This window comes from Bacillus sp. FSL R5-0820 (assembly GCF_038593385.1).
GTDB classification, from domain to species: domain Bacteria; phylum Bacillota; class Bacilli; order Bacillales; family Bacillaceae; genus Bacillus; species Bacillus altitudinis.
On sequence record NZ_CP151991.1, the window covers coordinates 3,612,317 to 3,624,618 of the forward strand.

A 12,302-nucleotide genomic window follows, 5' to 3' on the forward strand; every position below is an offset into this window, starting at 1 on the left:
TAGGCTAAATGACATAAAAAATGGAATGAACTCTCTATCCAATTTACCCGCTAATTCGGATAAACAAGTTTATTAATTGTAGGATATAGAAAAAGCCAGACAGTTCATTATACTCTGTCTAGCCACATGTTCACGTTACTTATAGTCATTGATTGGTCCTTTATCCATCAAAACATCAATTTCATTTGAATACTTCATTTTTAATTTAGGTCTGCGCTCGGAATTCGGTTTGCTGTAAAGCTCTAATGGACGGATGATCACACCATGATTCGTGTTTTGAAGAATACCTGGGACACAAGAATAAATTCGATCATTGTCATTTGCATGTTTCGCGTGAATAGTGACAGACGTTCCTTGATGATTATCGATACTCATAGACACTCTATATCTATAGAAAGAACCTGTTCCATTTGATTGAGCAGAGTAAACAACGGGTACCACCGCAAGGATATCATCATTTAACCTTAGTTTAATGACTTCCGTTTTCATTGATTCACGATCTCTACCGACATCTCCCATATGCTCAACAGCTCCGTTACCGTAACTTTTGAGAGCGGGAACACCTTTTGCGCCAAACATGGCCACATCTATTTGTTTTCCTGACTTCGTATAGACCAATGCGTAGATATCATAATCGGTTCCAGACTCCCAAGATACTGTAGCCGTAATCTCTGGTGTTTTTTCAATGATGATCGGTTTATGACCTTTGTCTAGACTAATTTTACCTTGAACCTTCTCTAAGCTAATAGGTGCAGAGACTTTCTCTTTAGCGGCTGTGTTCATTGGAGCAGGCTCATTAATTTGTTTTTCAGAAACCATTGGAGGAGGTGTAGAAACATCCTGTTCATCAGGTTCAACCTCCACCCCATAAAGCTTGCATAGCCCTTCCAATCCAGAATCGAAGCCACGCCAGATGGATCGTGCTTTCGTTTCACTATTTCTTATGTATAGCTCTACTACGACAATACCCTTTTCATTTGTAAAGCTTACTGGTGTTAAGTATAGCACCTCATCACCTGTTCGAATTTCTGCTTGCAGATTCTTCACATGAGAAAAGCCGATTCCTCGATCCTCTGTTAGTGTAATAGCCATCTTTGTGATTCCGACGGGCACTTTGCTCATATCAAAATTCAATTGATGTCTTTTCAACTGATCTGATATCTCTGCTGGTAAAAGTGTCGCGACACCCGTAGCACTCTCCGGCTGATTGTAAAAAATAATGCCATTATCTCCTTGAACTAGATCTGAATCTGTTAAGAGAAACGCCGTTAAAGAAATATCAATTGCAGATGACACTTCATAACTGATGAATAATTGCCCCTTTGGAGAGTTTAGTACGGTATTGGCACCCATTTGCAGAGTTTGATTCATTTCAACAACTCCTATTCTTTATCTACCATTTATCGCTTTTATAGATCAATTATACCGAATTATGTGATAGAACCTATTAAAACCTTTACCTCTTTTCAACCTCTACAATGATATGAGACAATGCCAACTAAAACCGCACTACTCTAGAAGGGAGAACCATTGTGTATAAATTAATTATTCCTGCTGTTATGGTGGTATTCAGTCTGTGGATTCTTCTTCAATTATCAATGAACATCAATATCTTTCAGAATCCAATGAACTATTTTACCGTCATTACCCTCTTTTTTCTTTGTATTCAGGAGTTATTGAAACATAGACAATAAAAAGATCACTCAGGTACATACACTTTTTTCAGAGGTAATAAGGATCTTGTCTCAGCTGGCATATGTTCATACCAATGTACAATAAGATTTACGAGTTCTTCTAAGTCCACTAGATGAACCTCATTATGCTTCGCAACAGCTTTTGCATGAGAAGTAAACCCACCAGTAGAAACAAATAAACTGTTAGCATTCATTGGATTAGCACCTAATAATTGCTGCACCTCTGGCGAACTGGCTGAATTTTTCCGATGCTTTACTTGTACTTTAATAATAGGCTTTTCAAATCCAAATGCATCTTTATAAGCTAATACATCCACACCGCCATCTGGCCCTTTTGGACTCACGCGAACATTGTATGACATTGCTTGCAGTAAGCCTCCGACTAAGTCTTGCATTTGCCACGGGTCCAATTTATCTACTTTATCTTCAATCATGACAGTAGCTTTGCTGACTAAATCTTCGATAATTTCATCTTCTTCGGTTTCATCTTCAGGTGCTGATATAGATGTAGGGTTTTTGAGTAAATGTTCAATCTCTTTCCCCCAATCATCTACACGAAAAACAGTTGATATAGAACCGAGGCTGTTCTTAGCTGATTGACTGAGAGAATCTCGTTTAACTGCTATTGGTTCCCAATTTACCTGAATATGATTTGGATACATTTTATCTCCAACTGCTTCATCAAAAAAATGCGGAGCAATCACCGTACCTACTCGATATTCACGGCTTTCTTTTATGTACGTAATGATTCGATCTCCCTTTTTGATTTCTCTACTAAACCTCCATACCTGACTGACCCAGCTTCTTCTCGTAAAAGGTTTGTTCTCAGCGAATATGACATCAGCTCGAGCATTCATCTCTTGCTTTGTTTGATATTGTTTTGGATTACCTAATTTAGGCCACCCTATCGATGCAATGCCTTTCTCTTCCCAAATTGTAATTAATTCGTTTTGGTCACCCGCACGAACCATCCACCATTTCGTCATTTACTACCTCTCCCATTCCATCTATCTTCTCTTATTTTCATCATCAAATATTCTATCTAAATTATAAGACTTATTTCTTGTTAACAAAAGGATATGCGCACCATTTTTGTCGAAAGAAACACAAAAACCCGAACAAGCGTATACCACACTCATCCGGGTCTGCATTTTCCTTTGTTACACTTCTTCACCATTCGTTGCGATGACGTTTTGATACCAAGTAAACGAATCTTTTTTGAGTCTCTTCATTGAACCATTACCTTCGTTATCGCGGTCAACATAGATCATGCCGTAGCGTTTTTTCATTTCACCGGTTGTGAATGACACGATATCAATGATGCCCCAAGGTGTGTAGCCGATGAGGTCCACACCGTCATATTCAACCGCTTTTTTCAGTGCTTGAATATGAGAAGCGAGATATTGAATTCGCTCTGGGTCATGAATAGAGCCGTCTTCTTCCACTTGATCAATGGCACCAAAGCCATTTTCCACAATGAATAGCGGGATTTGATAGCGATCGTAAAAACGATTCAATGTATACCTTAAACCTGTCGGATCAATGGACCAGCCCCAGTCACTTGATTTGATATACGGATTTTCTACACCATGCGGCAGTGCTCCATTGACAATGTCTCCTTTGTGATCAGATACTGCATCGCTTTTGACCGTTGTTGACATATAATAGCTAAAGCCAAGATAATCTACTTTTCCTTTTCTTAAACTTTCTTCATCGCCTTCTTCAAATGGAATGTGATAGCCTTCGCGCTCAAATTCTTTTAACGCGTAGCTTGGATAGTAGCCACGCACTTGGACATCTGGGAAGAAATAGCGCTGTCTCATATATTCTTCTGCCAGCATGACATCCTCTGGGTTTGAGGAATATGGATAAATTGGCACGTGGGACACCATCGCTCCAATTTGAAAGGACGGATTGATCTCTTTTCCTTTTGCCACTGCCCATGCACTTGCAAGCAATTCATGGTGGCCCGCTTGATACATGACTTCTTTGGCATTTTCGCCTTCTTTGACAGATACCCCTGAATTTGTCCAAAGGAACAACGGGTTGTTGACGTCCATTTTGTTATTGATTTCATTAAATGTCATCCAGTACGTGACCTTGTTCTTGTAACGATTGAAGCATACTTCCGCGAATTTCGCGAAATATTCAGCGACTTTTCTGCTTCGGAATCCGCCGTATTCTCTTGCCAAATGAAGGGGCATTTCAAAGTGAGACAACGTAATGACAGGCTCGATTCCATGTTTAATCAGTTCATCAAACACATCATCATAAAACTGTAAGCCTGCTTCATTCGGCTCTTCTTCATCCCCTTTAGGGAAAATTCGGCTCCAGCCGATCGATGTTCGCAAGCATTTTAATCCCATTTCAGCAAACATGGCGATATCTTCTTTGTAACGATGGTAGAAATCAATGGCTTCATGGTTTGGATAAAAAGTTCCTTCTTCTATCGTTTCCGTGATCTGTCTTGGAACACCATGAGCACCTGCTGTCATGACATCTACAACACTCGGCCCTTTGCCAGCTGCATTCCATCCACCTTCGAATTGATGAGCGGCTAATGCCCCGCCCCATAAGAAATCTTTTGGTAAAGTCATTATCTATTCCTCCTATTTCACAATTGTCATCATGACGTCAGTTGGCTGACATGTCGAACGTTTCTCTACAATCACATCTTCGTATGCTTGGGTATTGGTAATGATAACAGGTGTGATTGTTTGTAATCCTTTGCTTTCAATTGCTTCCTGATCAAATGTCATCAACAATTCACCCTTTTTCACCTTGTCGCCTTCTTTGATATTGAGTGTAAATGCCGATCCATCTAGAGAGACCGTATCAATTCCTACATGAACAAGTAACTCCACACCAAATTCAGAACGCAGACCAATCGCATGTTTTGTTGGTGCAAGCATGACGACACTGCCATCAAACGGTGCAAACAGTTTGTTATCGGTCGGATGAATGGCAAAGCCTTTCCCCATCGCTCCAGAGCTAAATACGGCATCTGGCACTTCAGATAACGAAAGCACCTTTCCTGTAAGTGGAGCCGTGATCATTTCTTCATTGTTCATAGAAGCTTGTGTCGTTTCTCCGCCTTGATCTTTAACAGGTGTTTCACCAGCTGGCTGGTCTACCGTATCTTCCCCATAACCGAACAATTGAATAAGCACAACTGGTAATATCAGCGCAATGGCCACACCAATCAAAATACCAATGATAGACGTTGGATAATCTGCACTGATTCCGTTCACAATGGTCAGAGGGCCAGGCAGCCCTGCATATGCAAAGTAATAAGGCGTAAAGAAGCTGGCCACAATGGCACCGACTGCTCCAGAAATACACCCGAAAATAAACGGCTTTTTAAAACGTAAGGTGACACCGTAAATCGCAGGCTCCGTAATACCGAAGAGTCCTGTGATTCCAGCTGAAACCCCAACTTTCCGTGTTTCCCGATTTCTTGCTTTTAAAATAACTCCCAGCACCGCACCGACTTGAGCGATAACAGCGATGGTTTGATATGCCTGAAAGGAGTCACGTCCATATTGTTCAAAGTTCGCAAGTACCATTGGCGTGATGCCCCAGTGAACACCGAAAATCACGAGTACTTGCCAGAAACCGCCGATAATGGCCCCTGCCAGAGCTGGTACATTTTCAGCTAAGATATTGTATCCGTTTGCAATCCCATTTGCACCTGCTGTCGAAAGAGGACCGATTAATAGAATGGTTAACGGAACCATGACGACCATACATAGAAATGGGACAAATAGCGGTTTGACAACCTCATGAATTCGTTTGTTTAAGAATTTTTCTACATAGGAAAGAATCCATACTAAGAAAAGCGGTGGCAAGACGGATGATGTATAAACCGTTTCAGATAACGCAATCCCTAAAAAGGTCACACCTTCCCCTGATGCTACACGTCCAGCAATCTCTGTCCAAGAAGGACTGACAAGCGCTGCTGTACAAGCAACCGCGATATACATATTTGTTTTGAAATGCTTGGCTGCAGTGATCGCAATAAAAATGGGCAAGAACGTAAACGGTGCCCAAGAAATAAAGCTAAACACTTCATAAGTTCCTGTTTTCGAGAAGCTTGGAAATATCAAATTTATTAAGATAAGTGCACCTTGTAAAATACCAGCTGCGGCTAAAATATACACAAATGGCGCAAACACAGCGGACATGGTCGCAATGACCCGATTCAGTATCGTTCCTTTGTTTTCATTCGGCTGATCATCATCCGACGTTTGGAGCTGAACAAGGTTGGAAAAATGCTCATATACCTCACCTACATGCTGACCGATCACAACCTGAAACTGACCACCGTTTTCCACCACTGTAATGACGCCAAGCATGGCGTTGACTGCTTCTTTTGCCTTTGGATTAGAACGCTTCAACACCAAACGCAGCCTCGTGGCGCATCTTGCAGCACTCACCACATTTTCTTCTCCGCCAACTGCTTCTAAGATGTCTTCTGCAAGCTTTTGATAATCCCTCACTTTTGACATATAAAACCCCCCTTTATCACTACTAGTATATGTACATTATAATTATACCGGTACAATTTATCAATACCTATATAATTTCAATTTGCATATCAAAAAGAAATCGGGATGTGCTATAATACAAAGACAATAAATCGTGAAAACAAAGAGGAATGGCTATGTTAAAGTATCAACAAATTGCGAGCGATATTGAAAAATATATTGTCACACATGAGCTACAGCAAGGAGACAAACTTCCTGTGCTTGAGACGCTCATGAATCAATTTGCTGTGAGCAAAAGTACAATTATCAAATCATTAGATTTACTCGAAAGAAAAGGGATTGTCTATCAGGTGAGGGGCAGCGGCATCTTTGTGAGAAGGCATAGACGCAAAGGCTATATCAGCCTTTTATCCAACCAAGGGTTTAAAAAAGATTTAGAGGAATTTCAACTGACATCAGAAGTTCTCACGTTAGATACCATCAAACCGCCAGAAGAAGCTGCGCTGAATTTAAACATTGAACCAGATGAGGATGTTTTCTACCTTAAACGCATTCGTTACATCAATGGACAAACTTTATGTTTAGAAGAGTCCTATTACCGGAAAACCATTATTCCTTACCTCAACACAGAAATTGCAGCCGATTCTGTATTTAAATTCGTCAGTGAAGGTCTTGGACTCAAAGTCGGCTTCTCCGATATGTACTTACAAGTAGGCAAACTGAACGATACCGAAGCAAAGCACCTCGGCCTCAAACTAGACGATCCCGCTCTCCGCGTCGAGACGGTCTTTCATCTCACAAACGGCCAGCCCTTCGACTTTTCGAAAATCACATATAACTACACACAATCCCAATTTTTTATTCAAGCGAATAATTATTATGGGTGATGAAAGGAAAAAGCCCCTGATACATTCAGGAGGCTTTTCTACTGTTCTCTTTTAACCTTTAAATATTTCTTCCCTCTCTCTTGAGTAGTTAGCCCGTCAATGAGAGTATCACCATAAAAAATGACTAAACAATCCCCTTTACCTATAAGAACAACTGGAAAAGCATGATGTTCTTGCAGACTCTTTTCAACATCATCTGGATGAAGCTCGACTTCCATTTCATGACCAATGAATGCATACTCGAACGTAAGAGTATGATAAAGTTCTACAAGACACTGTACGATCTCCTGTTGAATACGAACGACATCATGTGAAACAACCTCTGTCCACTTTAAATATAGAACGAATCCAACAAAACCAGCTTCTTTTTGTATATTCATGGTCGTATGCTTTAGACATGTTCCCGTCAATTCAAATTCTGTATAATAGGCTTCCAAGTAATTGTTTTTGATTTTATTCTCTTTTACATCATGTTCGATCCATGCTTCGCCATTAGCGTCCTGACTAAACTTTACCTTCGTTATCAATATTCCTTTTTTTGTTAAAAAGTCAGTCAGTTTGCGAAAAGTGATTGTTAAATGAATGTCATCATAGAATACCAATCCAATATTGATATATCCTCCTAAAGCTATGCTGACCCCCTCGCTTTCTTTTTGTTTTGTTCAAGCATACTACAAAAAAAGCAGATTCTCTTTGAACCTGCCTTTTGATCCGATATTATTTTCTTTCAGCCTTAAACGACTTTACCGTCTTACTACTCTCCGACATTCCTTTTCCTGTAACGGTAAGACCTTTCCGCCCTTAGCGCCTAGTTGTTTGATATTACATGAACAATTCCAATTCATCACATTCAAAAGATTCATTTTACGAATGCATCATACAAACTTATGATGAACATAACAACATGTTTAGGAGGATTCGTCAGATGAAAGATATTAGGGTGTATCATGTCGATGCGTTTACAACTGAGAAATTTGGAGGTAATGCCGCTGGGGTGGTGTTGGATGGGGAATGGTTAACGGAGGATGAGATGCAGAATATCGCCAAGGAGTTGAACTTACCCGAGTCCGTTTTCTTACTGCCGGCACATGATGAGAAAGCTGATTATCGAGTGAAATATTTCACTCCAACGGAAGAGGTCAATTTCTGCGGGCATGCGACGGTTGGGTTGACTTGGCTTTTAGCGACGGAGCTAGGGATGGCTAAAGAAAAATCAGGGGTTGTGTTAGAAACAAAGATCGGCCATGTTCCCGTTATATGGCACGAGGAAAATGGCAAAGTTGTGGATGTGGAGATGACACAGGTCACGCCAAAGACGCGAGATTTTATCATCGATGTAGAAGAGCTTAGTGACATGCTCGGTATAAGCAGTGACAGGATTGATCCATCCTATCCTATAAAATTAGCAAACACCGGAAACTGGCATCTCCTGGTTCCGCTGAAACATCAGGATGACATTGATCAAGCGGCACCAAACTTAGCAGCTTTAGGGAAAATGAATAAAGCGCAGGGTATCACAACGACTCATCTTTATACGTTTCAAGCCACAAAGGACTGTGATCTTTATACAAGGGATTTTGCACCTGGCATTGGTATACCCGAAGATCCTGTAACCGGAGCAGCAAACGGAGCATTAGCCGGATATCTGTATTTGGAAGGGATCATTCCTCAGCAAGAAACCACTCATCTGCGCATTGCTCAAGGTGATGCAATCGGCAGACCAGGATTGCTTCGTATCACGGTCATTCCGAATGAAGCAAAGCCGGTGATTAAAGTAGCAGGTGCAGCGGTTATTACCATTCGTGGGGTGATCACGCTATAAATTGATCAGCTTGAATAGAGACTCTCGTTCAAGCTGAATCTATTTAAAATGATCTTTGACCGCTTCAATCCATCTTTTAGTAGAGGGAGAGGCTGCGTTAAAAGATTTAAACGCCATATTGATTTCGCGATAAACACTGGTCTCAAGTGGAATTACGTTCGCATGAGGCACCTGAGGCGGCAAAATCAACTTCGGAATGATCGTGAGCCCAATGCCTTCCTGAACCATAGAGATGAGCGTATTGTTGTCCTCAATCTCAAATAAAACATGGGGTTTTACGCCTCTTTCTTTTAATATTTTCTTAATGAGTTGATCACAGCCCGCTTTTGGCATGATAAACGGTTCATCTTGAAACGAAGCGACTTCCATCACCTTCTTTGTATGGAAACGATGACTCTCTTGCATGAGCACCACCAATTCATCTTGAAACAGTGGAACAGTTACCAAATCTCTAGATGGCTGTGTTAAAAACCCAAGATCAACTGTGCCAGACGCGATCCACTCTTCAATCTCTTCATAGCCGCCTTCGTATAACTCCAATTGGATATTGGGATAACTTTTCGTAAAACGATGAATCAGCTGCGGAAGCATTTTTGAAGAAAAACTAGAAAACGTGCCGATTTTAATGCTCCCCACTTCCATCCCTTGAATCAACGCCGCCTCCTGCTCAAGCAATGACGCATGATGAATGATTTGGCGAATATGCGGCATCACCCGCTCACCTGCATCTGTCAGCGACAGCCCGTTTCGATTCCGATGAAGCAGCACAATCCCAAGTTCTGACTCAAGCTTCGCCATATTATGACTCACCCCAGACTGCGTCAGCCCAAGCTTCTCTCCAGCTTTTGTAAAGCTGCCGCATTCGACGACTGTTTGAAATACTTTGTATGGGAATGTCATTCGTTTGCTCACCTCACTTTAGATCTTGGCAAAACCTACTGTTAGACATGTCTGTGATTTTTCGATTTAATTGTTGTTCGACCAATTGAAAACATGCCTGCTGAATCCATAAACGTTTAAATGTATAGAGTTGTTCTTTTTCATCGCCATGCATCTCTTCATCTTTTTCTAACTGAAAATCTGTCAATTCGATTTTGTCATGAACATGCATGTGAATAAAAACATGCGCATTGTGAAAATCATGCATATGCTCTACTAAAGCTGAGATATTGGTGATAAAGTCATCAAATATATCTTCTTCTAGCGTTTTCTTGAGATCTAGATGGCTGTGCACATCCATTGATATGTAATTATCTCTTTCATCCAGTTCTTCTTGAGTGGCCAGAGGGTTATCATGAATCGTTGCTTTTCTATTTAAATCTGTAATCGAGAAATAGACGATGATGTCTTTATTATCGAGAAATTCATACTCCCATATCTCTGCATCTCTTAATCTTAAAATGCGGGTGAGGTTGTCCAACTTTTTAAACCCTCCAATTAATTATTCATCGTCGTCGACGAAGACCTCGACGCCGCTTCATCCGCCTTCACACAATCAATCGCAACAACCAATGCAATCATCACAGGCTCCATCTCTTCTTTCAAAATATCCACCTTATAGCTATCCCCCCAAGTAAACCATTCCTTCTTCACTTGACCGATCATTTCGCCGCTTTGCAGCACTTGGAAATTCATATCCCACCAGTTCCCTTGTACTTCGATACCCGCAGCATCAATTGAATATTTGGCTTTGAAGAACGTAAATTCTTTTTTGATCGTCAATACCTCTTGACCATCAACTTCTACTACAAACTTCGGTAAAAAGGTAAACATTTTCTTCGTAATCACAGCGATTTCATCTCGTTCTGTATTCAAAATGGTAAACGTCTTTGGCACCTTCATAAAGCTGCCTTCGACCACATATACATCATTCTCCTGTTGATCCTTGACTGTAAACCTGCCGCTCAGACTAAATACCTTTTGCTTCATATACAGCTGCTTCATAATTACCTCCGATTCAGTTCAAAAATTTATCCGTTCTTACCTTACCACTGATTATACCAAAAAATAGAATGTGCAAAAAACCACCTGATAGCAGGTGGTTTTCGATTACTGATCCATTTTCAGAGATTCTTTTTCATATGTTTGAAAAGCATTTTCCATTCCCATGATGACCTCTTTAATTTTGACATAACCACTTGTGTAAGGAATAGAATCTCTAATCTCTTCCCACATAAAATGATAGAACTTCAGGTCATCCGTTTCACACATCACAAAATCTGTGTAATCCTTACCTGGAAGAGCTTCAGCATCAAAAAAGCGCACCGTCACATGTTCCTCATATTTCTGCATCAATTCTTGCAGCGAAGCCGCATGGGTTCTGCGCTCCTCTCGTGGTAAAGCAAGCCAAGATGGATAGAACTCTAATAAAACAACCATCATATATTTCATCATCATGCCCCTCGATTCTTCTATGATGTGATGATTGTACGCCAGATCTAGAGAATGTGCATTAACATAGGTTAATGTTCAGCAGGATGTAGCAGCCTGCTCAGCGAAACCGGAGAAATACCGATATATGAGGCAATATGATATTGAGCGATACGTTGATGTAACCCGGGATATTTCAATAAAAACGCCTGATATCGCTCAATTGCTGGCAAATATAGCAGTTCCCTCTCACGCTCTTCCTTTCTCGTATACAGCCTTTCAACACTCACCCGAACAAACCGCTCCCACATATGACTTCTGTCCATCAACATTTGAAGCAGATCATACGGAATTTCAATCACGATAGAATCCTCCATCGCTTCAATCGAATAAGGAGAAGGCTGCCCGTTGATCATACTTGCATAAGAAGTAGCAAAATCATCTTCCAACGTAAAAGCCACATTATACTCCCTTCCATCCGGTAACAAATAGAACAGACGGAAGAGCCCCGTTATGCAGAAATAAGCATGCTTCACTGGATCGCCAGCCTTGATCAGGCATGTACCCGCTTTTAATTGTTTAATCGCTGTTCCATCTTTGAAGGCTTGCCAATGATTTTGTTCAATTGGATATTTCGATATTTTGGTTTTGAAGGTGTCGTATGGGTCAGTTATTTTGTCCATCTGTAAGTAACCTCTCGATTAATAGAAGAATTGATAAAAAATGGTGTCAGAAAACACTCAGGTTATAATGGAAATATAAGCGATGATGAGAGGAGAAAACAATGAAAAAGATCACTTTTTTTGACTGGACCATCCATTTACAAGCAGACTTAACAGCGATTACAGATCATTATGAAAAGAAAATGGTCATTTTAGAGCCATCCATTGAACTAAATAGCATCATCTGGATGGATGACAACAACGAGCTACAAATCAAACCTACTTGGGATTGTGTCATTTCAATTGATCCAACCAATAAATCACTGACAATCCGGCAAACAAAAGAAGTATTCGGAGATGTGTACGAATGAAAATAGGAG

14 protein-coding genes are annotated in these 12,302 nt (G+C 40.6%); 4 read left to right on the forward strand and 10 right to left on the reverse strand.

Translation table 11 applies throughout. The features are described from left to right. Positions 1-135: 135 nt before the first annotated feature. Positions 136-1,371: a TerD family protein gene (locus NST15_RS18620; RefSeq protein WP_224558859.1), complete on the reverse strand. Its 1,236-nt coding sequence runs from the start codon at positions 1,369-1,371 to the stop codon at positions 136-138. Positions 1,372-1,532: 161 nt separating this feature from the next. Between NST15_RS18620 and NST15_RS18625 the strand changes: the two genes are divergently transcribed. Beyond that, positions 1,533-1,694 (forward strand): hypothetical protein, encoded by a 162-nt coding sequence (locus tag NST15_RS18625; RefSeq protein WP_100218327.1) that lies wholly within the window; start codon positions 1,533-1,535, stop codon positions 1,692-1,694. A gap of 5 nt (positions 1,695-1,699) precedes the next feature. On the opposite strand, the gene NST15_RS18630 is transcribed toward NST15_RS18625, so the two are convergent. From NST15_RS18630 to NST15_RS18640, 3 genes are all read right to left on the reverse strand, one after another. Next, complete coding sequence (locus NST15_RS18630) at positions 1,700-2,680, reverse strand: restriction endonuclease (RefSeq protein WP_046527586.1); 981 nt, start codon at positions 2,678-2,680, stop codon at positions 1,700-1,702. Between the two features lie 174 nt (positions 2,681-2,854). After that, the gene (gene bglA, locus NST15_RS18635) at positions 2,855-4,294 is read right to left on the reverse strand and encodes a 6-phospho-beta-glucosidase BglA (RefSeq protein ID WP_123766729.1); all 1,440 of its coding nucleotides are present in this window, start codon (positions 4,292-4,294) and stop codon (positions 2,855-2,857) included. A 9-nt stretch (positions 4,295-4,303) separates the two neighbouring features. Continuing rightward, positions 4,304-6,202, reverse strand: coding sequence for a beta-glucoside-specific PTS transporter subunit IIABC (locus tag NST15_RS18640; protein WP_035704139.1), 1,899 nt, complete (start codon positions 6,200-6,202; stop codon positions 4,304-4,306). A gap of 155 nt (positions 6,203-6,357) precedes the next feature. Between NST15_RS18640 and NST15_RS18645 the strand changes: the two genes are divergently transcribed. Continuing rightward, positions 6,358-7,068: a GntR family transcriptional regulator gene (locus NST15_RS18645; RefSeq protein ID WP_035704142.1), complete on the forward strand. Its 711-nt coding sequence runs from the start codon at positions 6,358-6,360 to the stop codon at positions 7,066-7,068. A 38-nt stretch (positions 7,069-7,106) separates the two neighbouring features. Here the strand turns inward: NST15_RS18645 and NST15_RS18650 are convergent, their stop codons facing one another. Then, a complete protein-coding gene (locus tag NST15_RS18650) occupies positions 7,107-7,670 on the reverse strand; it encodes an Imm64 family immunity protein (RefSeq protein WP_035704144.1) in 564 nt (187 codons plus the stop codon). A gap of 323 nt (positions 7,671-7,993) precedes the next feature. On the opposite strand from NST15_RS18650, the gene NST15_RS18655 reads away from it, so the two are divergent. Beyond that, positions 7,994-8,890 carry a PhzF family phenazine biosynthesis protein gene (locus NST15_RS18655; RefSeq protein ID WP_035704147.1) on the forward strand — a complete coding sequence of 299 codons (897 nt, stop codon included), beginning with the start codon at positions 7,994-7,996 and terminating at the stop codon, positions 8,888-8,890. 39 nt (positions 8,891-8,929) lie between these two features. On the opposite strand, the gene NST15_RS18660 is transcribed toward NST15_RS18655, so the two are convergent. The 5 genes from NST15_RS18660 to NST15_RS18680 form a co-directional block, all read right to left on the reverse strand. Then, positions 8,930-9,790: a LysR family transcriptional regulator gene (locus tag NST15_RS18660; protein ID WP_342498737.1), complete on the reverse strand. Its 861-nt coding sequence runs from the start codon at positions 9,788-9,790 to the stop codon at positions 8,930-8,932. 13 nt (positions 9,791-9,803) lie between these two features. Continuing rightward, a complete protein-coding gene (locus NST15_RS18665) occupies positions 9,804-10,310 on the reverse strand; it encodes a hypothetical protein (RefSeq protein WP_017368423.1) in 507 nt (168 codons plus the stop codon). A 17-nt stretch (positions 10,311-10,327) separates the two neighbouring features. Continuing rightward, the gene (locus NST15_RS18670) at positions 10,328-10,834 is read right to left on the reverse strand and encodes an LURP-one-related family protein (RefSeq protein WP_035704155.1); all 507 of its coding nucleotides are present in this window, start codon (positions 10,832-10,834) and stop codon (positions 10,328-10,330) included. Positions 10,835-10,939: 105 nt separating this feature from the next. Next, positions 10,940-11,281 (reverse strand): darcynin family protein, encoded by a 342-nt coding sequence (locus NST15_RS18675; protein WP_144489733.1) that lies wholly within the window; start codon positions 11,279-11,281, stop codon positions 10,940-10,942. 71 nt (positions 11,282-11,352) lie between these two features. Continuing rightward, positions 11,353-11,943, reverse strand: coding sequence for a Crp/Fnr family transcriptional regulator (locus NST15_RS18680; protein WP_236797794.1), 591 nt, complete (start codon positions 11,941-11,943; stop codon positions 11,353-11,355). A gap of 101 nt (positions 11,944-12,044) precedes the next feature. On the opposite strand from NST15_RS18680, the gene NST15_RS18685 reads away from it, so the two are divergent. Next, positions 12,045-12,293, forward strand: coding sequence for a hypothetical protein (locus tag NST15_RS18685; protein ID WP_024718483.1), 249 nt, complete (start codon positions 12,045-12,047; stop codon positions 12,291-12,293). Positions 12,294-12,302 lie beyond the last annotated feature (9 nt).

What these genes read in the sequence shown, in the direction of transcription:
- NST15_RS18620 (WP_224558859.1), bottom strand. Translation starts at nt 1,371, where the DNA reads ATGAATCAAACTCTGCAAATGGGTGCCAATACCGTACTAAACTCTCCA.
- NST15_RS18680 (WP_236797794.1), bottom strand. Translation starts at nt 11,943, where the DNA reads ATGGACAAAATAACTGACCCATACGACACCTTCAAAACCAAAATATCG.
- NST15_RS18675 (WP_144489733.1), bottom strand. Translation starts at nt 11,281, where the DNA reads ATGAAATATATGATGGTTGTTTTATTAGAGTTCTATCCATCTTGGCTT.
- NST15_RS18660 (WP_342498737.1), bottom strand. Translation starts at nt 9,790, where the DNA reads ATGACATTCCCATACAAAGTATTTCAAACAGTCGTCGAATGCGGCAGC.
- NST15_RS18670 (WP_035704155.1), bottom strand. Translation starts at nt 10,834, where the DNA reads ATGAAGCAGCTGTATATGAAGCAAAAGGTATTTAGTCTGAGCGGCAGG.
- NST15_RS18645 (WP_035704142.1), top strand. Translation starts at nt 6,358, where the DNA reads ATGTTAAAGTATCAACAAATTGCGAGCGATATTGAAAAATATATTGTC.
- NST15_RS18630 (WP_046527586.1), bottom strand. Translation starts at nt 2,680, where the DNA reads ATGACGAAATGGTGGATGGTTCGTGCGGGTGACCAAAACGAATTAATT.
- NST15_RS18685 (WP_024718483.1), top strand. Translation starts at nt 12,045, where the DNA reads ATGAAAAAGATCACTTTTTTTGACTGGACCATCCATTTACAAGCAGAC.
- NST15_RS18655 (WP_035704147.1), top strand. Translation starts at nt 7,994, where the DNA reads ATGAAAGATATTAGGGTGTATCATGTCGATGCGTTTACAACTGAGAAA.
- NST15_RS18640 (WP_035704139.1), bottom strand. Translation starts at nt 6,202, where the DNA reads ATGTCAAAAGTGAGGGATTATCAAAAGCTTGCAGAAGACATCTTAGAA.